This is a genomic window from Chitinophaga sp. (assembly GCF_039596455.1).
Lineage (GTDB): Bacteria > Bacteroidota > Bacteroidia > Chitinophagales > Chitinophagaceae > Chitinophaga.
This window is the reverse complement of record NZ_JBCNJR010000001.1, coordinates 332611-351634: the sequence shown is the minus strand read 5'-3', so window position 1 is coordinate 351634 and position 19024 is coordinate 332611. Positions and strand designations below refer to the sequence as shown.

Below are 19024 nucleotides of genomic sequence, written 5' to 3'. Positions count from 1 at the left end.
GTAACCTATACCAACATGAAATCGATCATTACAGCGGGCGTTCTTTATGCACTCGTTTTTTTCAGCCCCAAAGCAACCCGTGCCGGAGATTATGAAAAAGCATGGGAAGCCATTCTCCGTAACGACAAGGCCAAGGCCCGGGAGCTCCTGCAGAAGGCCATCCGCAGCAACGACAGCCGCAACAGCGCCATTGCCACCCTCATCCTCTTCGAGTCTAACGAAGGCCAGCATGAGCAGATCATCAAAAAATACGGCAACCCCGCCCGCCAGTTTACCGAGCCGGATGCCTACTGGTATGCGCTCTGGTTCAACGACGCTCTCCTGGGAGATTACGGCAAAAAAGATGATACCCACCTTTCCAACATAGAATACATTGTGAACGGCACGGCCTTCAACGGTTCCATGAAAGCGGCCGCCAGGTATTTCAAGGCCAACCACCATTATGTGTCCATGCAGCGGAACAAGGCCATGCAGCTATACCCTGAAATAGGCGCGCTGGAAAACTGGCAGTTTGCCGGCCCGTTTGACAACATTAACGGCAGCGGCTTCAACAAGGCCTACGGCCCTGTTACGGAAGTGAACAAAGGCAAGGGCTTCCTCTCTTACAACAACACGGCTATAGACTGGTTTACCCCGCCGGTAACCAACCGCCAGGCCTGGGTATTTGTAGGTACGCTGTTTCCCGCTTCCACGGCCGTAGGGTACATGCAGACCTTTGTGCAAAGCGATGTGGAAAAAGAAGCTGTGCTCCGCCTGGGCGGGGCCGGGGCCTTCAAGGTGTGGGTGAATGACAAGGAGCTGATCTCCGAACCGGAAGAAAAGGAAACCGAGCTGGACTACTACAGCGTAAAATGCCGCCTGAACAAAGGCTATAACCGCGTGCTGGTGCAGATAGGGTATACTACAGACATCGGCTCCCCCAACTTCATTGTAAGGCTAACCGATGAACAGAACCGCAACCTGCCGGGCATTACCTCCACCAGTGAAGTGCAGCCATACCGGCCGGATATTACCGCCGCCGCGCCGGTGGCCATTCCCCACTTTGCAGAAGCATATTTCAAAAAGCAGCTGGAGAAAAAACCGGCAGACCTGGCCAACGCCCTGCTGCTGGCGCAGGTATACGTGCGCAACCGGGAAAATGACAAGGCCAGAACGCTGCTGGCGCCCGTTATCCAGAAGTACCCGCAAAACGCCTTCCTGCTGTCTCAATACTACCGCGCGTTGTCCTCCCGCCTCCACCATACTGAAATGAACGAGCGGCTGGAAACACTCAAGGCCATGGACAAGGAGAACTATTGGATGCTGAACCTGGAAGTAGCGCGGCTGGAAGAAGAAAAGAAATACCGGGAGGCGCTTGACGTGGTAGACAAAATGGATGCCCAGGCAGGTCCCACGCTGGCCACCATGCTGCAGCGCATCAACAATATGGGCCGGCTGGAGAAGCTGGACAGTATGCTGATACTGCTGAAAGACGCTTACGCCCGCTACCCGGAAAACGATCCGTTCGTAGGCATGATGCATTACGTGGAAAGCACGCTCAACCGTTCGCCCGCCAAAGGCATTGCCGTGCTGGAAAAATTCTGCAGCAGCAAGCTGAACTTTGAGCTGATGAAACGCCTGGCCGCGGAGTACCTGCAGCAGGGCATGCAGCAGAAAGGGGAACAAGTGTACCATACCACCCTGGAGTACCTCAACTATGAGTCAAGCCCCTACGAAGAGCTGGCCAACTACTTTTTCGGGCGGCAGCAGTATGATTCCGCCATTCACTACCTCAGCCGGCTGCACGCCATAACGCCCTACTACCATAAAGCCCTGGGAGATATCGGTTACAGCTATCTGCAGCAAAATAACAAGCCCAAAGCGCTGGAGTATTTCGGAAAGGGCCTGGCCCTGCATTCAGGTATGAGCGCTTACCGCAACCAGGTGCGCATGCTGGAAGGCAAAAAAGACATTTTCAGCTACTTCCCCGCCACAGATAATTACGCCCGCATCAGCGCCGCCCTGAAAGCCCCGCATGACACTACGCACGCCTTCTATTACATTTTTGACGAGAAGAACGTGGTGCTGTACGCAGACGGCGCCAATGAACGGGAAGTGATGACGGCCGTATACCTGCGTAACAACAGCGGTATAGAAAGCTGGAAAGAACTGAGCCTGCCTTATAACAGCACCTACGAGTCTATGAACATCATAAAGGCGGAGGTGATCAAGGCCAATGGCAACAAGGTGCCCGGTGAGATCTACAACAATGAGGTGGTGTTTACCAGGCTGGAGCCGGGGGATGCCATTTTTTACCATTACAAGATGAGCGGCTACGGGCTGGGCCGCCTGGGCAAGGAATTCTGGGACAAGTTCTACTTCTCTGCCCGCGTGCCTACCATCCAGACGCGGTACAGCATACTGGCCGGTGAGCATATTCCCCTGCAATACACCGTGGCAGGCAACAGCAAACTGCAGCCCGTCATCAGCAAGCAGGAAGATTTCAAGCTCTACACCTGGGAAATGAAAGACGTGCCGGCCTATAAACCGGAGCCCTACATGCCTTCGCTGGACGATTTCGGGGACGTGCTGCACCTGAGCACCGTCAAATCATGGGACGTGATCAGCGAATGGTATAGCGATATTACCCGCATGCAGTCCCGCGAAGACTATGACGTGAACATGGCCTTCACCGAAATTTTCCCGAAAGGCGTTGCCGGCCTGTCAGACATGGAAAAGGCCCGGCGCATTTACCAGTACATAGAAAAGAACATCGCCTACAGCTCCGTGTCTTTCCGGCAGGGGGCTTATGTGCCGCAAAGGGCCGCCAAAACCCTGAATACCAAATTGGGAGATTGTAAAGATATGTCTGCCCTCTTCCTGGCCTTTGCCCACAAGGCAGGCCTGGAGGCCACGCTGGTGCTGGTCAGCACGCGGGATAACGGGGTGAAGGGCATCCGCCTGCCCTCCATGGAATTCAACCACTGCATTGTACAGTTCAGGGCAGCCGGCAAAAGCCATTACCTGGAGCTGACAGACCGTTACCTGCCCTTTGGGGCGTTGCCGCAGAGCGTGCAGTACGCCCAGATGCTGCACATCCCTTACCAGTATACCGGCGGCGGGGTGCAGCTGCAGCAGGTTACGCCGCCGGCCAACAATGGCGGCGCCACCCTCACCCGGCGGGTCAACATCAAGGTCAACCAGTCTGACGTGGAAGTGAAAACCAACCTGGTGGTAACGGGCCTGCTCACCTCCATTGTGCGCAACAAGTACGGCAATGCCACCAAAGATGAAAGTACGGACGCCGTAAAAGAAGAGATCGGGGCGTTTTACAAGAACCATGTGGAGCTGGGCCCTTACAGTTTCAGCTCCCTGGGTGAGCTGACGGATTCAGTGGGGCAGGAGGTGAGCTATACCGTAAAGAACGAAGTGGTGAACGTGGGAGATTTCAGCATGCTGCGGCCCTCTTTCCACGAGCCCGTAGCCACGCAGAACATCTTTACCGCGGACGCGCGGAAGTACCCCTTCAAATACTGGGCTTACGAGAACGCGGAGAAATACGTTACGGAAGTGGTGATCGAGCTGCCGGAGGGCAAGGCCTTCAACCAGGTGCCTTCCGGGCTGAAAACCAGCTTCGATAAAATGAATTATTCCCTCACCTACGAGCAGCTTGCTGCCGGGAAGCTGAAGATCACCCGGAGGTTTACAACAGATACCAACAAGGAGGTGCCCGCGGAGACCTTTCCGGACATGAAGGAATTTTTTAATAAGATAATCGAGAGCGAGCAGAAGTATATTTCTTTTAAGTAATATGATTTATGCGCTTGCCGGAAGGCCTCTCTGCAAAGGGAGGCCTTCCGGTTATAACCGGTTGATCTGTAGCGGATTAATGGTTGGTGCGGCTGCCCACATGATCCTCGTCAGTTTTTTTACAGGCTACTACTATTTAATATAAAATCGCCTACCTTTGCACAAAATTTCAGAAAACTGTGATTTCCTTGAATCGGTTCAAATACAAGCTGGTAGCCCTGATAACGGTGTTTTCCATGGCCGTTTCCGCTGCATTTGCATTGGGTAATGAAGACCCTCACGCCCCGGAAGCAGAAGGTCAAAAGAAAGGTTTTAACGCCAAGGAAGTAATTCTTGGCCACGTAAAAGACGCGCATGACTGGCATTTGTTCAGCTTTGGAGATACCCATGTTACCTTGCCGCTGCCGGTAATTATTTACAACCCTGACCGCGGTTTGTCTGTTTTTTCCTCTTCCAAATTCCATCACGGGCACGATGCGTATGACGGCTACCGCCTGGTAGACGCGCATTACCTGGAGCATCATCACCTGAGCGCCAAGGAACATACCGAAGGCTCCATCATTGCGGTAGACGCCAATGACCAGCCTACCGGTGAAAAGATCTACGATCTGTCCATGACCAAGAATATCACCTCCATGCTACTGGCCGCCGTGCTGCTGGTGATCATCATGCTGAACGTGGCCAAGGCCTACCGCATCCGTGGTCACCGCCAGGCGCCCAAAGGGCTGCAGAGCCTCATTGAGCCGGTGATCATTTTCATGCGTGACGAGGTGGTGAAACCCAACATTCCCGGTAAAAAAGCAGACAAGTACGTACCGCTGATACTCACCATTTTCTTTTTCATCCTGATCAACAACCTGCTGGGCCTGCTGCCCGGTTCCGCCAACGTAACCGGCAACATTGCCGTTACCGCCGCCCTGGCCCTGATCAGCTTTGTGGTGATGATGGCGGCTACCAACCGGCATTTCTGGGGGCATATCTTTAACCCTCCCGTACCGGGCGGTGTAAAGCTGATCCTGGCCCCGGTGGAGCTGATCGGCGTGTTCACCAAGCCGGTGTCCCTGATGATACGTCTGTTCGCCAACATCCTGGCGGGCCACATCATCATCCTGAGCATCATTTCACTGGTATTCATTTTCGGTTCCCTGAACCAGGTGGCCGGTTACGGCTTCCTGCCCATCACCATTGTGTTCAATATTGTGATGATGCTGCTGGAGCTGCTGGTTGCCTTCATCCAGGCCTTCATTTTCGCCAACCTGACGGCAGTGTTCATCGGGCAGGCTATGGAGCATGAAGGGCATCATGATGCACATCATTAATTGGAAAACGTTTAATCTTTAATTTCAAATACACATTTCAACATGGCACTTTTAACTGTTTTAATGCAGGCTACTGAAGCTGCTTCCTCAGGTCTGGCTCAAGCCGGTGGCGCAATCGGCGCTGGTATCGCTGCTATCGCAGCTGGTATCGGTGTAGGTAACATCGGTAAAAGCGCGCTGGAATCCATCGCCCGTCAGCCCGAAGCTGCTAACGACATCCGTGCTAACATGATCCTGGCTGCGGCGCTGGTAGAGGGTGTTGCCCTGTTCGGCGTTATTGCCGGTCTGCTGGCCGTAGTTCTGTAAGAACAAACTTATTACTGCATCCGGCGCACAGGGCAATGGATGCAGTAATTCAACTTTCGAAAAGAATAACAACTACTTAAATACAGATATATGGATTTGTTAAATCCTGCATTAGGCTTATTCGTTATTTCACTGGTGATCTTCGTGATCGTATTCCTGATCCTGAAGAAATTTGCCTGGAAGCCCATTCTTGCCACATTGAAAGAAAGGGAAGACTCCATCTCCGATTCTATTGCTACTGCTGAAAGGGTAAAAGAGGAAATGGCCCAGATGAAGGCAGAGCACGAGCATGTGCTGGCAGAGGCAAAAGCCGAGCGCAGCAAAATTCTGAAAGAAGCGAAAGACGCCAAAGAGCAGATCATCAACGAAGCCAAGGCGCAGGCCCAGGCTGAAGCCAAAAAGATCATCCACGATGCTTCCATTGCCATCGAGAACCAGAAAATGGCCGCGCTCACCGATGTGAAGAACCAGGTGGGCACGCTGGTAATTGAAGTAGCAGAGAAAGTACTGCGCAAAGAGCTGTCAGACAAACAGAACCAGGAGGCTTACATCCGCCAGCTGGCTTCTGAAATCAAAATGAACTAATTAACCGGCTGAATTAAAGATTATGCAAAATCCCCGTTTAGCAAGCAGATATGCTAAATCATTGATAGACCTGGCGGTGGAAAAGAACGAGCTGGAGGCCGTGCACGGAGACGTACTGCTGCTGCAGTCCATCCTGCGCAGCAATCCTGACGTGGGCGTGCTGCTGAAGAGCCCGGTTATCAAGGCCGATAAGAAGATCAAGATACTGGGCGCCATACTGGACGGCAAGATCAACGCCATCACCTCCGGCTTCATCCGCCTGCTGGCCGTAAAAGGCCGTGAAAGCGTGCTGACGGAAATTGCCGCGGCGTTCGAACAACAATACAATGCCCTCAAAGGCATTACCCATGTGAAGCTGACCTCCGCCGCTCCCCTGGAGCCGGGGCTGCTCAACACCATCCGCGAAAAGGTGGAAGCTTCCGCCGGCCGCAAAATAGAACTGGAAACCGCGGTGAACGAAGCGCTGATTGGCGGCTTTGTGCTGGAAACCGGCAACGAGCTGTTTGACGCCTCCGTACTGCGTGACCTGAAAGACATCAAGAAACAGTTTCTTCAGAACATTTACGTGTCTGAGATCAGATAAGTATTTAACAGCAGCCGCTGCGTAACCGCAAAGCTGTTGTCGTTATAATTTTTAACTTTAACGACTCTTTTAAAAAAGCATAACAACATGGTTGACATTAAACCAGATGAAATTTCGGCGATCTTGCGCCAGCAACTGAGCAACTTCAATGCCTCCGCTGAGCTGGAAGAAGTAGGCACCGTACTCTCCGTAGGTGACGGTATTGCCCGCGTGTACGGCCTGAACAACGTGCGCTCCGGTGAGCTGGTTGAATTCGAGAACGGCGTAAAGGCCATCGTATTGAACCTGGAAGAAGATAACGTGGGTGTGGTATTGATGGGTGATTATTCCGAAATTAAAGAGGGCGATACCGTACGCCGCACCGGCCAGATCGCTTCCATTAAAGTGGGCGAAGGCCTGGTAGGCCGCGTGGTGAACACACTGGGCAACCCTATTGACGGTAAAGGCCCCATCACCGGTGAACTGTATGAAATGCCCCTGGAGCGTAAAGCCCCCGGCGTTATCTACCGCGAACCGGTAAAAGAACCGCTGCAAACCGGCATCAAGGCTATTGACGCCATGATCCCCATTGGCCGCGGCCAGCGTGAGCTGGTGATCGGTGACCGCCAGACCGGTAAAACCGCCATCTGCGTGGATACCATCATCAACCAGAAAGAATTTTACGATGCCGGCAAACCGGTATATTGCATATACGTAGCTATCGGCCAGAAAGCATCCACCATTGCCGGTGTGATGAAAACCCTGGCAGATAACGGCGCCCTGGCTTACACCACCATCGTAGCCGCTTCTGCTTCTGACCCCGCTCCGCTGCAGTTCTACGCTCCTTTTGCCGGTGCTGCCATTGGCGAGTTTTTCCGTGACACGGGCCGCCCCGCGCTGATCATCTACGATGACCTGTCCAAACAGGCCGTAGCTTACCGTGAGGTGTCCCTGCTGCTGCGCCGCCCCCCGGGCCGTGAAGCTTACCCCGGTGACGTATTCTACCTCCACAGCCGCCTGCTGGAACGCGCTGCAAAGATCATTGCCAAAGATGAAATTGCACAGCAGATGAATGACTGCCCTGACTCCATCAAACACCTTGTAAAAGGCGGTGGTTCCCTCACGGCATTGCCCATCATCGAAACCCAGGCGGGTGACGTATCTGCGTACATCCCCACCAACGTGATCTCCATCACTGACGGACAGATATTCCTCGAGAACAACCTGTTCAACGCCGGTATCCGTCCCGCTATCAACGTGGGTATCTCCGTAAGCCGCGTAGGCGGTAACGCGCAGATCAAATCCATGAAGAAAGTATCCGGTACCCTGAAGCTTGACCAGGCCATGTACCGCGAAATGGAGGCCTTCGCCAAATTCGGCGGTGACCTGGACGCTGCTACCAAATCCGTACTGGACAAAGGTGCGCGTAACGTGGAAATTCTGAAACAACCGCAATTCAGCCCCTTCTCCGTAGAAAAGCAGGTAGCCATTATCTACCTCGGTACCAATGGCCTGCTGCGCGAAGTGCCCGTGAAAAACATCAGGGCCTTCGAAGACGCCTTCCTGCACGAAATGGAAGTAAGGCTGCCTGAAGTGCTGGGCGAATTCAAAAAAGGCAACCTGCCTGAAGATGGCATCAAGAAAATGGTAGCCCTGGCCGATGAACTGAAGCCCAGGTTTGCATAGTATTTTCTAACGATAATCATTGAGAAGAGCGTTTCCATCCGGAGGCGCTCTTTTCTTTTGGGGATATTCACCCCCCGGCGCCCCGGCCTGACCGCCTGAATTCCTATTTTCACCGGCCCCACCCCCGGTTTCACCGATCTCCCCGGCCCGGACTTTGGTTTACATTATAAACCAGTTTAAATTTGCCTCAACCTTCTAACCTAACTATATGTTTAAACCATTTGCAACCCTGATCTTCCTCGCTTTCATACCCCTGCTGACGCAGGCCCAAACTACGGTGAGCGGCCGTGTTACCAGCGCCAAAAAGAAGCCGTTGGCCGGAGTGAACATTGCCATAGCCGGCACATATGACGGCGCTACCACCGCGGCAGATGGCAGTTTCTCCTTTACCACCACAGTAAAGGGAGAACGCCTGCTCACCGCCTCGCTCATGGGCTACCAGACCCTGGAAATCAAAACAGACCTGGCAACTGCTACGCAGCTGAACCTCATACTGAAAGAAAGCGTGAACGAGCTGAAAATGGTGACCATCTCTGCCGGCAGCTTTGAAGCCAGTGATGAAAAAAAGAACACCGTACTGAAACCGCTGGACATTGTCACCACCGCAGGCGCCAACGCAGACATTGTTTCCGCCCTGAAAACCCTGCCCGGTGCGCAGCAGGTAGGGGAGAAGGAAGGCCTCTTTGTAAGAGGGGGCACAGGGTACGAAACGCAAACTTTTATAGACGGCATGCTGGTGCGCAACCCTTTTACCAGCGGCATGCCTGACTTTGCGGCCCGCGGCCGGTTCTCTCCCTTTCTCTTCAAAGGCACTACCTTCAGCAGCGGCGGCTATTCCGCACAGTACGGGCAGGGGCTTTCCTCCGCACTGGTGCTGGAATCTACGGACCTGCCAGACCGCTCTTCCTACAGCCTGGGCATTGGTTCAGTGGGGCCCAGCGTGGGAGTAGACATCCTCTCCAAAAACAAAAAACAGGCATACGGCTTTGAAATGGACTACTTCAACCTTTCACCCTACTTTGCGCTGGTAAAACAGCAGCAAAAACCTACCATAGCGCCGCAAGGCTTTAACAGCTCCGGCAATTACCGCCTCAAAACCTCCAAAACCGGCATGCTTAAAATATTTGTGAACGCCACCTGGAACCGCTTCGGCTTCCAGGGTGAAAGCCTGGAGTACCCCGGTTTTAATGAAGATTTTGAACTGGAGAACAAGTATCTCTATACCAACGTGAGCTACAGGGAAAACCTGGGCAAAGGCTGGAAACTTAACCTGGGTACCTCCTTCAGCACCAACCAGGACCGTATTTATATGGATACCATAGGCAAATCTCCCGCGCCCACCCGCATCAACGCCCGGCAAGACCTCAGCCAGTTCCGCCTCATGGTAACGCGGATGCTGGGCCGCTTCTCCATGCTGCGCATCGGCAGCGAGTACCAGTACGCAGATGAACGCAGCCGCTTTAACCAGTATGATATTGACTATGTAGACAGTTACTCCGCCACCTTTGCGGAAGCAGACGTTTATTTTACGCCCCGCTTTGTGGGCCGGCTGGGCGCCAGGTATGAGTACACGTCGTTGCTCAGGGCTTCCAACATAGCGCCCCGCGCCTCACTGGCCTACAAGCTGGACGATAAAAGCCAGGTGGCCTTTGCCTACGGTGAATTTTACCAGAAGCCCGAGCAGCAGTATCTCCGCATGCAGCACGATCTGGCCTTTATGCGCGCCACGCACTATATTGCCAGTTACCAGCGCATTTCAGAGTTTTATACACTGCGCGGCGAAGTGTTTTACAAAAAGTATCACGACCTCGTGAAAACAGTGCCCGGCCTCAATAATAACGGTACCGGCTACGCGAAAGGAGCAGAGCTGTTCTGGCGTGACCGCAAGTCGATCAAAAACGTGGATTACTGGTTATCCTATTCTTACCTGGATACCAAACGGGACTACCTCAATTATCCTTTTGAGGTGCAGCCTGACTTTGCGGCCCGGCATACCGCCACGCTGGTGTACAAGCATTATATACCTGCCGTGCAGCTGAACGTGGGCGCCACCTATTCATTTGCCACAGGCAGGCCCTACTACGATCCTAACCGCCCGGAAAGCGAGTTCATGAAAGACCGTACCCGCAACCTGAACACGCTGAGCCTGAACCTGAACTATCTTACCACCGTTGGCAAAGCCTTTACGGTATTTGTGTTCACCATGTCTAACGTATTGGGCAACGACCAGGAATACGGTTTCCGTTATTCTTCAGATAAGCTCCGCAGAAGAATGGTAGGCCCCATGGCGCCGCGCTTCTTTTACCTGGGTATGTTTATGAGTTTCGGCATAGACCGCCGGCAGGAAGTAATAGACAGACAATAAAAACCTAAAACCAGACATCATATGAAAAGAATGCTTTTCTCCCTTTTATTCACCGGCATTACCATTGCCGCTAACGCGCAAAGCGAACAATACAACGATGCCATGAAACAGCAGGTGGGCATGCTGGACAGCAGCAGCACCTACAGCGCCGGCGGCATGCAGCAGCTGGCCAATACTTTTGAGCGCATTGCCGAGGCGGAAAAGACCCAGTGGCTGCCCTACTACTATGCCGCTTATTGCCGCGTGAACGAAGCCTACATGGCCAAAGACAAGGGTAAGGTAGACGGGCTGGCTGACAAGGCGTTGCTGAACATTGAAAAGGCGCTGGCGCTGAAGGGAAAGAACTCCGAAATATCCTGCATCCAGTCCATGATCTCCTCAGCCCGCATAGCGGTAGACCCTATGACGCGCGGCCCGAAGTATGGCCCTGAATCTGGCGCTTTCCTGGAAGAAGCCAAACAGCTGGACCCGGAAAACCCGCGTGTGTACATGCTGCAGGGGCAATCTCTGCTGTACACCCCGGAGGCCTTCGGCGGCAGCAAAACCAAAGCGAAAGAAGCATTGGAACTGTCATTGCAGAAATATGCCGCTTTCAAGCCGGAAAGCGCCATTGCGCCCAACTGGGGAGAAGCGTATGTGAAGCAATTGCTGGCCGGCATTAAATAAAAAAAATGATTAGTTTACGGGCGGCATTGCTGTCCGTAAACTATTTTTTCTGTTTAAATACATGAGATGGATTTTAAAGAGCTGGACCCGGTATTACATTCGCAGTTAAGGCTGGCTATTATGGCCGTGCTGATCAGCGAGCAGGAAGCGGAATTTACCTTGCTGAAAGAAAAAACCAGCGCTACGGCGGGCAACCTCAGCGTGCAGATCAACAAGCTGAAAGAAGCAGCTTACATAGATGTTGCCAAACAATTCAAAGACAACTATCCGCAAACCATCTGCAGAATTACAGATACTGGCAGGCGCGCGTTCGGGAACTACGTGAAGTCTATCGAATCTTACCTGCACGCCGGCAAAAAAAAGTGATGCCACGCTACTGTCAACCCGATGCAGCGCTTTGTGCTAACTTCATCTTCCGCTGAAATGATTTGCTGCTACATCTGGGCAATAAAAAATGGCAGCCTGCGGGTATGAGGGCTGCCATCCATTTCCTTTCGAACTGCCTACACGGCCCCTCTTTCGGAAGCGATCTCCGTTTTCTTAAGAGGGTTCTGTGTGTTTTCAGCGTATGTTTTGCGTTTTGCAATAATATCTATGCAGGTAAATACGGCTTGCCGGAAAGAAGACTCGTCTGCTATATTTTTGCCGGCAATGTCAAAAGCGGTGCCATGGTCTGGAGAAGTGCGTACAATGGGCAGGCCGGCCGTGAAGTTCACGCCTTCGCCCTGCGCCAGTGATTTGAAGGGGATCAGCCCCTGGTCGTGATACATGGCCAGCACCCCGTCAAACTTCAGGTGCATTTCCCGTGCAAAGAACGCGTCTGCGCTGTACGGCCCGAAAACCAGCATGTTCCTGTGCTTGGCCTCTTTAATGGCCGGGGAAATATGTTTGATCTCCTCATCTCCTATCAGCCCTTCGTCTCCCGCATGGGGGTTGAGCCCCAGCACGGCAATACGCGGCTTGTCTATACCAAAGTCTTTCACCAGGCTGTCTCTCATCAGGAACAGCTTGCTGAGGATGTTCTCTTTTGTTACGTATTTGGCTACTTCCGCTACGGGCACATGTTCAGTGAGCAGGCCTACCCGCATATTGTCTGCCGTCATGAACATCAGCACGTCTTTGCTCTGGAAGGCGTTTTGCAGGTAGGGCGTGTGGCCGGTAAAGTTGAAGTCTGCGCTTTGTATGTTCTTTTTGTGGATGGGCGCGGTCACCAGGCCGTCTATCTGTTTGTCTTTCAGGCATTCAATAGCTACAGCCAGCGAGCGGGCGGCGTACTTGCCGCCGGTATCGTTCAGGATGCCGGGGGTGATCTGCACTTCTTCTTCCCAGCAGTTGAAAACGCTTACCTGTTTGGGGTTGAGCCGGCCAAAATCTTTTATGCTCTGGTAGTTGAAGTTGTTTTCACTGAGCAGTTTCCGGTAGAAATTAACGGTTTTGTTAGACGCGAAAATAACCGGGGTACAGAGTTCCAGCATGCGGTTGTCAGCAAAAGTCTTGATAATAACTTCCGTTCCGATGCTGTTGAGGTCTCCCACCGAAATCCCTATCACGGGGCGGTGTGTATGTGCAGTGGCTGTACTCATGCGTTTTGTGGATAAAAAATGACCTGACAAATATACGTGTAATTGTTGACAGATTGCGGGCCGCGCGGGGCAAACTGGAGACTATTCCTTAATTTTGCCCTTCAAACTATTCCATGTATACGCTTAAAAAGTCACTGGGTCAGCATTTCCTCAAGGATGAGAACATGTGCCGGCAAATAGTGGAGGCCATGCCCGTACACGAAGGCCTGCAACTGCTGGAAGTAGGCCCCGGTGGCGGCGCCATCACCAAATACCTGCTGGAGCTGCCGGGTGTTACGTTCAGGGCCGTTGAGCTGGACGCGGAAAAGGTGGAATATTTGCAGAAAACCTGGCCTGCCATTCGCGGAAAGCTGATCAACGAAAGCTTCCTGGATATGCAGCCGCCTTTCAGCGGCCAGTTTTCCATTATCGGCAACTTCCCCTACAATATCTCCACGCAGATCATGTTCCGCGTGCTGGACTGGCGGGAGCAGGTGCCCGTAGTGGTAGGCATGTTCCAGAAAGAGGTGGCGCAACGTATAGCCGCGGGGCATGGCAATAAAGACTACGGCATTCTGAGCGTGCTGCTGCAGCGGTTCTACAAGGTGGAATACCTGTTTGAAGTGGATGAGCAGAGCTTCAACCCGCCGCCCAAGGTAAAATCTGCCGTTATCAGGCTTACCCGCCTGGAGGCCCCGCTGGCCGTGAAAAGCGAGAAAAAGTTCACCCTGCTGGTGAAAACGGCCTTTGGCCAGCGCAGGAAACAGCTGCGCAACCCGCTGAAGGGTTTTTTTGACAAAACATTTTTACAGGGACCAATATTTACCAAAAGGGCAGAGGAGCTTACTGTGGCAGACTTTGTTACCCTTTCCGAACATATGTTATGAGCCAGAAAGTTTTAATTACTGCCAAAGTACACGAATACCTGATCAATCAACTGGAAGCAAAAGGATACACCGTACAATACGAACCTTCTATTACCTACAACGGCGTGCTGCAGGCTATTCATGACTGCAGGGGGCTGATCGTCACCACCCGCATAAAAGTAGACAAGGCTATCATTGATGCGGCCCCCCAGCTGGAATGGATAGGGCGCCTGGGCTCCGGCATGGAGCTGATAGACGTGGCCTATGCCCAAAGCAAGGGGATTCAGTGCGCCAGCAGCCCGGAGGGCAATATGGATACGGTGGGCGAGCAGGCCACAGGCATGCTCATCATGCTGATGCACAACCTGCTGAAGAGCAATCTGGAGCTGCGGCAGTTCATCTGGGAGCGGGATGGCAACCGGGCCTGGGAGCTGGGAGGCAAAACTATTGCCATCATAGGCTACGGCCACACCGGCAGCAGTTTTGCCCGCAAGCTGAGGGGCTTTGACGTGCGTATGCTGGCGTATGACAAGTACAAGACCGGTTTCAGCAATGATTACGTGCAGGAAACGGATATGGACACCATTTACCGTGAGGCGGACGTGGTAAGCCTGCACCTGCCCCTTACCGAAGAAACCCGCCACCTGGGCAATGCTGCGTTTTTTGGCCGTTTCTCCAAGCCCGCTATCCTCATTAATACTTCCCGCGGCAAAGTGGTGAGCACGGCAGACGTGATCAGCGCCCTGGAAGCCGGCACCCTTGCCGGCGCCTGCCTGGACGTGCTGGAGAATGAAAAGCTGGACACGTTCAGCCAACAGGAAAAAGATCAACTGCAGTTTTTGCTGCAGCACCCCAGGGTGGTGCTCACGCCGCATATAGCCGGTTATTCTCATGAGGCCAGCATCAAAATGGCCCAGGTGGTATTGAAGAAGTTGGGAATTTAAACAGGTGAAAATGCTGCTATATTAGCGTTTTTTATATGTGACTGGGTGTACCCTCCGCATTTTATTTTTGTTATATTTGCAATCATCACACTTAATGACGTCTCTGCGAAAGCGGAGGCGTTAATTTTTTTTTCTTTATACTAAATCAATAAGGTTATGTCTGGCGTAAATTATGTAACCAAGGAGACCCTTGATCAAATGAGGGAAGAGCTTACGCAACTCAAAACAAAGGGCAGGGCCGAAATAGCCAGAGCCATTTCGGAAGCCCGTGAGAAAGGAGATTTGAAGGAGAATGCGGAGTACGATGCCGCAAAGGAAGCGCAGGGCCTGCATGAGGCCAAGATTGCCGCGCTGGAAAACGTGATTGCCAATGCCAGGGTAGTAGAGGCGGATTCCATAGACACTTCTAAAGTATCTGTTTTGTGCAAGGTGACCATCACCAACCTGGCCAATAAGAAGACCATGACCTATCAGCTGGTGTCCGAAAAGGAAGCAGACCTGAAGCAGGGCAAAATTTCCGTTACCTCTCCCATAGGCAAAGGCCTTCTCGGCAAAAAAGTAGGGGAGGAAGCGCTGGTGAACGCGCCCAACGGCAGCCTGAAATTCAAAATTGAAAGCATTACCGTGTAAGCGGTCTTAAATAGTTGTAATAGTGATCACAAAAGGTCTTTGCTCCGGCAAGACCTTTTTCTTTCCATCCCTTTGCCGTAGCTTAGCAAAGGCTTAATTATTTCGCGCTATGACCATTTTCTCAAAAATCATCAAAGGAGAGATACCCAGCTATAAAATAGCAGAGAATGAGCATTTTTATGCTTTCCTTGACATTTTTCCGCTGGTAGAAGGGCATACGCTCATTGTGCCCAAGGTGGAGACAGACAAGTTTTTTGATGTGGATGACCAGCTGCTGGCGGAGTGGCTGCTGTTTGCCAAACCAATAGCCCGCGCCATAGAGCAGGCAGTGCCCTGCAACCGCGTAGGTATAAGCGTGGTTGGGCTGGAAGTGCCGCATGCGCATATGCACCTCATTCCTATCAATTCTGCGGATGACCTGAATTTTACACGTCAGAAGCTCAAGCTGTCTCCGGAGGAGTTCAAAGCGGTACAGGAAAAGATCACAGCCGGTTTATAAGGTTGGAACATAAAATTTGAAGCCTATGCCGTGGAGGGTTTCCAGCTTCACGTCTTTATCGTCCAGGAAGTGTTTACGGATCTTGGTGATGAAAACGTCCATGCTGCGGCCCAGGAAATAATCGTCCTTCCCCCAGACGTGGTACAGGATCTCTTCCCGCTTCAGGGTTTTGTTGGCATTTTCACAAAAGAACTTCAGCAGGTCTGCCTCTTTTTGGGTGAGGCTGGCCTTTACCTTGCCGGCTTTGTCCAGCAGCTTCAGTTCCCCGTAGTCAAAAGTGGTTTTCCCAACGGTAAACGTGGTGCGTTTGTCCGCATTCAGGGGGCGGGTGCGTTTCAGGAAAACCTCTATGCGCAGCAGCAGTTCCTGCATGCTGAAAGGTTTGGTCACATAATCGTCCGCGCCGTGTTTAAACCCGCTGATCTTGTCTTCGTCCTGGGATTTGGAAGTAAGGAACAATATAGGGATCAGGTCATTTCGCTGCCGGATCTGTTTGGCCAGCTCAAAGCCGTTCTTCTTTGGCATCACCACGTCCAACAGGCAAATATCATACAGGCTTTTTTGAAAGGTTTTCCAGGCAATGTCCCCATCGGAGCAATGCGTCACCTCGTATCCGGATTCTTCCAAACGCTTTTTGGTTATAGCACCCAGGTTATAATCATCCTCCACTAGTAATATTCTAGCCTTCGTATCCATCTACGAAAAAATTAGGGGTGATAAAAGGTATAAAAGTCCATTAAAGTAACAATTGTATTTGCGCTTTTTCGGTTCAAGTAAGCGGCTCAGCCATATTTTAGTTCAAAATAAGTACATTTTCTCAATTAACAAACAGCCGCAAGGTCCTATTTGTTCAAATGAGTTTATGGCTTGCAAACCCGTTCGGGGTGTTGCTGAAGAAATTTTTCCCAGCCTTTTGATTTGCCGGCAGCCGCAAGCGGGTTGTTTGCCTGGAAGTGGTGGCAGACGGCTACGGCCAGGGCATCCGTGGCGTCAAGGTACTCGGGTTGCTCCGTAAAGCTGAGAATACGCTGCAGCATTTGCCAAACCTGCTCCTTGTTGGCGTTGCCATTGCCGGTAATGGCCTGTTTTACCTTTTTGGGCGAATACTCTGCCACGGTTACCCCCGCCTGCATGGCGGTGGCAATGGCCACGCCCTGTGCCCGCCCCAGCTTCAGCATGCTCTGCACGTTTTTGCCGAAGAAAGGCGCCTCAATGGCGCAACATACCGGTTTGTGCTGCATGATCAGCTCGTTCATGCGGTGGTGGATCATCTGCAGCCGCTCGTAATGGTCTTTTTTAGGGTTCATTTTGAGCACGTCCATTTCTATAATGGTGGCCTGCCGGCCGCTCACCGCAATCAACCCGTACCCCATAATGATGGTACCGGGGTCTATGCCAAGAATTATTTTTGCATTGTTTGCCAAGCGGAGACTATTTTTGCCAAAATCTGAACAACTGAACAAAAGTACCAAAATAATCCTCAATTATGTGCTGGGCGGCGCCCTGAGTGTGTGGTTAACCTTCATGATCTACCGGCAGATACAACATCAGCAAAACCTGCCTGCCGCCTGGGAGCACATGAAAACGATGGTAATGGAGAGAGGATGGGTGCTGATGATGGTTGTAGTGGCCATGATGTTCCTCAACTGGGGCCTGGAAGCCCGGAAATGGCAGCTGCTCGTGCGGCCGCTGGAAGAAGTGCCCTTCAGGCGGGCCTTCGGGGCCATACTCAGCGGCGTGTCTCTCTCTGTCAATACCCCCAACCGCATAGGCGAATATGGTGGCCGCATTCTCTACCTGCGTAACAAAAACAAGCTCAAAGCCATTGCAGCCACTATTGTAGGCAGCTTCTCCCAGCTCATTATTACCATCGTTTTTGGTATGATTGGCTTTATTTACTATATTAATCAGTACGAAATGACGAGGGGCGGCTACTTTGAGCCGGCCGTCAGGGAAAAATTATTGTTAGGTTTTTTGCTGGTGGTTTGTACCCTGGGGTTTATACTTTATTTTCGGCTAAAGATCATTGTAGACCTGTTTGAGCGGATACCCTGGCTGCGGAAAGCGAAAGTATTCATCCAGATCATAGCCCGCTACTCTCCCCGCGAACTGGAGAAGCTGCTGCTGCTCAGCGCCGTCAGGTACGTGGTGTTCTCGGCACAGTATTTGATTTTATTATATGCGTTGGGCGTGTCTTTTGTATGGTGGCAGGGGTTCTTTATGATCAATGTGATTTACCTCGTAATGGCCGTGCTGCCCACCATCGCTATTGCGGAAATCGGGCTCCGCGGGAGTGTCAGCATGCATTTCCTGGGCCTGCTGAGCACAAACGCAGCAGGTATACTGGCGGCCACAGTGGCCATATGGCTGATCAACCTGGTGTTGCCGGCCGTAATGGGAGCGCTGCTGCTGCTGGGCGTAAAAATATTCAAGGATAAATAGCGACAGATCAGATGAAGTATTTTTTACTGTTACTTTGCGGGTTAACCATAGCCGGACGGTCTTTCGCCCAGGACGAGTTCTGTGGTATCTCCAATACAAGTTTCAGGGCCGGCGAGTCCCTCACCCTGAAAGTGTTCTATAACCTTGGCAGTATGTATGTAGGCGCCGGTGAGGCCACCTTTACCTGCAAGCTGGAAAAATACAGCGGTAAAGATGCTTATCATGTAGTGGGGGAAGGGCGTACTTACCGTACGTACGACTGGTTCTTCAAAGTGCGCGACAAATACGAAAGCTATATAGATACCGCCACCATGCTGCCCATCCGCTTTATCCGCAATGTGAGCGAAGGCGGCTACAAGATCTACAACAACGTGGGCTTCAACCGGGAAACGGACCAGGCCACCAGCACCAACGGTACTTTCAAGGTGCCCGGCTGCGTGCAGGACGTGATCAGCTCCATTTATTACGCCCGCAACATAGATTTTTCCAAGTACAAACCGGGAGACAAGATACCCTTCAGCATGTTCCTTGACGATGAGGTATACGAGATCTACATCCGCTATATAGGCAAGGAAAACGTAGATACCCGCTACGGCACGTTCCGCGCCATCAAGTTCAAGCCCCTGCTCATCAAGGGCACTATTTTCCAGGGCGGGGAGCAGATGACCGTATGGGTGAGCGATGACGGGAACAAGATACCCCTGCGGATAGACAGCCCCATTTCTGTTGGCAGCATCAAGGTAGATATGATCAACTATGCCAACCTCCGGCACCCCCTCGCCTCGCTGGTGAAAAAAAGATGA

General features: G+C 52.1%; 18 protein-coding genes. 15 read left to right on the top strand and 3 right to left on the bottom strand.

The genetic code is table 11. The features are described from left to right. Nucleotides 1-15: 15 nt before the first annotated feature. The 9 genes from ABDW36_RS01340 to ABDW36_RS01300 all read left to right on the top strand — a co-directional run bounded on the left by ABDW36_RS01340 (nucleotide 16) and on the right by ABDW36_RS01300 (nucleotide 11644). Complete coding sequence (locus ABDW36_RS01340; RefSeq protein ID WP_343700081.1) at nucleotides 16-3789, top strand: DUF3857 domain-containing protein; 3774 nt, start codon at nucleotides 16-18, stop codon at nucleotides 3787-3789. 188 nt (nucleotides 3790-3977) lie between these two features. Then, entirely contained in the window at nucleotides 3978-5108 is a 1131-nt protein-coding gene (atpB, locus tag ABDW36_RS01335; RefSeq protein ID WP_343700080.1) for a F0F1 ATP synthase subunit A, read from the top strand. 42 nt (nucleotides 5109-5150) lie between these two features. Further along, nucleotides 5151-5414, top strand: coding sequence for an ATP synthase F0 subunit C (gene atpE / locus ABDW36_RS01330; RefSeq protein ID WP_119078125.1), 264 nt, complete (start codon nucleotides 5151-5153; stop codon nucleotides 5412-5414). Nucleotides 5415-5504: 90 nt separating this feature from the next. Beyond that, nucleotides 5505-5999: a F0F1 ATP synthase subunit B gene (gene atpF / locus ABDW36_RS01325; RefSeq protein WP_343700079.1), complete on the top strand. Its 495-nt coding sequence runs from the start codon at nucleotides 5505-5507 to the stop codon at nucleotides 5997-5999. A gap of 22 nt (nucleotides 6000-6021) precedes the next feature. After that, nucleotides 6022-6582: an ATP synthase F1 subunit delta gene (gene atpH / locus ABDW36_RS01320; RefSeq protein ID WP_343700078.1), complete on the top strand. Its 561-nt coding sequence runs from the start codon at nucleotides 6022-6024 to the stop codon at nucleotides 6580-6582. Between the two features lie 87 nt (nucleotides 6583-6669). Continuing rightward, complete coding sequence (gene atpA / locus ABDW36_RS01315) at nucleotides 6670-8247, top strand: F0F1 ATP synthase subunit alpha (protein WP_343700077.1); 1578 nt, start codon at nucleotides 6670-6672, stop codon at nucleotides 8245-8247. 208 nt (nucleotides 8248-8455) lie between these two features. After that, on the top strand, nucleotides 8456-10612 hold the full coding sequence (locus tag ABDW36_RS01310) for a TonB-dependent receptor (RefSeq protein WP_343700076.1): 2157 nt from the start codon (nucleotides 8456-8458) through the stop codon (nucleotides 10610-10612). 21 nt (nucleotides 10613-10633) lie between these two features. Next, entirely contained in the window at nucleotides 10634-11278 is a 645-nt protein-coding gene (locus tag ABDW36_RS01305; RefSeq protein ID WP_343700075.1) for a hypothetical protein, read from the top strand. 66 nt (nucleotides 11279-11344) lie between these two features. Next, a complete protein-coding gene (locus tag ABDW36_RS01300; RefSeq protein ID WP_343700074.1) occupies nucleotides 11345-11644 on the top strand; it encodes a transcriptional regulator in 300 nt (99 codons plus the stop codon). 137 nt (nucleotides 11645-11781) lie between these two features. Here ABDW36_RS01300 and pdxA read toward each other — a convergent pair whose 3' ends face one another. Beyond that, nucleotides 11782-12861 carry a 4-hydroxythreonine-4-phosphate dehydrogenase PdxA gene (gene pdxA / locus ABDW36_RS01295; RefSeq protein WP_343700073.1) on the bottom strand — a complete coding sequence of 360 codons (1080 nt, stop codon included), beginning with the start codon at nucleotides 12859-12861 and terminating at the stop codon, nucleotides 11782-11784. Nucleotides 12862-12974: 113 nt separating this feature from the next. On the opposite strand from pdxA, the gene rsmA reads away from it, so the two are divergent. The 4 genes from rsmA (at nucleotide 12975) to ABDW36_RS01275 (ending at nucleotide 15779) form a co-directional block, all read left to right on the top strand. Next, the gene (gene rsmA / locus ABDW36_RS01290) at nucleotides 12975-13727 is read left to right on the top strand and encodes a 16S rRNA (adenine(1518)-N(6)/adenine(1519)-N(6))-dimethyltransferase RsmA (RefSeq protein WP_343700072.1); all 753 of its coding nucleotides are present in this window, start codon (nucleotides 12975-12977) and stop codon (nucleotides 13725-13727) included. Further along, entirely contained in the window at nucleotides 13724-14650 is a 927-nt protein-coding gene (locus ABDW36_RS01285) for an NAD(P)-dependent oxidoreductase (protein ID WP_343700071.1), read from the top strand. Before rsmA ends, ABDW36_RS01285 begins: the two co-directional genes overlap by 4 nt. 156 nt (nucleotides 14651-14806) lie before the next feature. After that, nucleotides 14807-15280, top strand: coding sequence for a transcription elongation factor GreA (gene greA / locus ABDW36_RS01280; RefSeq protein ID WP_343700070.1), 474 nt, complete (start codon nucleotides 14807-14809; stop codon nucleotides 15278-15280). A gap of 109 nt (nucleotides 15281-15389) precedes the next feature. Beyond that, nucleotides 15390-15779 (top strand): HIT family protein, encoded by a 390-nt coding sequence (locus ABDW36_RS01275; protein WP_343700069.1) that lies wholly within the window; start codon nucleotides 15390-15392, stop codon nucleotides 15777-15779. Here the strand turns inward: ABDW36_RS01275 and ABDW36_RS01270 are convergent. Both ABDW36_RS01270 and ruvC read right to left on the bottom strand, forming a co-directional pair. Continuing rightward, a complete protein-coding gene (locus tag ABDW36_RS01270) occupies nucleotides 15774-16475 on the bottom strand; it encodes a response regulator transcription factor (RefSeq protein ID WP_343700068.1) in 702 nt (233 codons plus the stop codon). The genes ABDW36_RS01275 and ABDW36_RS01270 overlap by 6 nt on opposite strands. A gap of 164 nt (nucleotides 16476-16639) precedes the next feature. Beyond that, nucleotides 16640-17203: a crossover junction endodeoxyribonuclease RuvC gene (ruvC, locus tag ABDW36_RS01265; RefSeq protein WP_343700067.1), complete on the bottom strand. Its 564-nt coding sequence runs from the start codon at nucleotides 17201-17203 to the stop codon at nucleotides 16640-16642. A 13-nt stretch (nucleotides 17204-17216) separates the two neighbouring features. Between ruvC and ABDW36_RS01260 the strand changes: the two genes are divergently transcribed. Further along, the gene (locus ABDW36_RS01260; protein ID WP_343700066.1) at nucleotides 17217-18221 is read left to right on the top strand and encodes a lysylphosphatidylglycerol synthase transmembrane domain-containing protein; all 1005 of its coding nucleotides are present in this window, start codon (nucleotides 17217-17219) and stop codon (nucleotides 18219-18221) included. Between the two features lie 11 nt (nucleotides 18222-18232). Continuing rightward, nucleotides 18233-19024, top strand: coding sequence for a DUF3108 domain-containing protein (locus ABDW36_RS01255; RefSeq protein ID WP_343700065.1), 792 nt, complete (start codon nucleotides 18233-18235; stop codon nucleotides 19022-19024).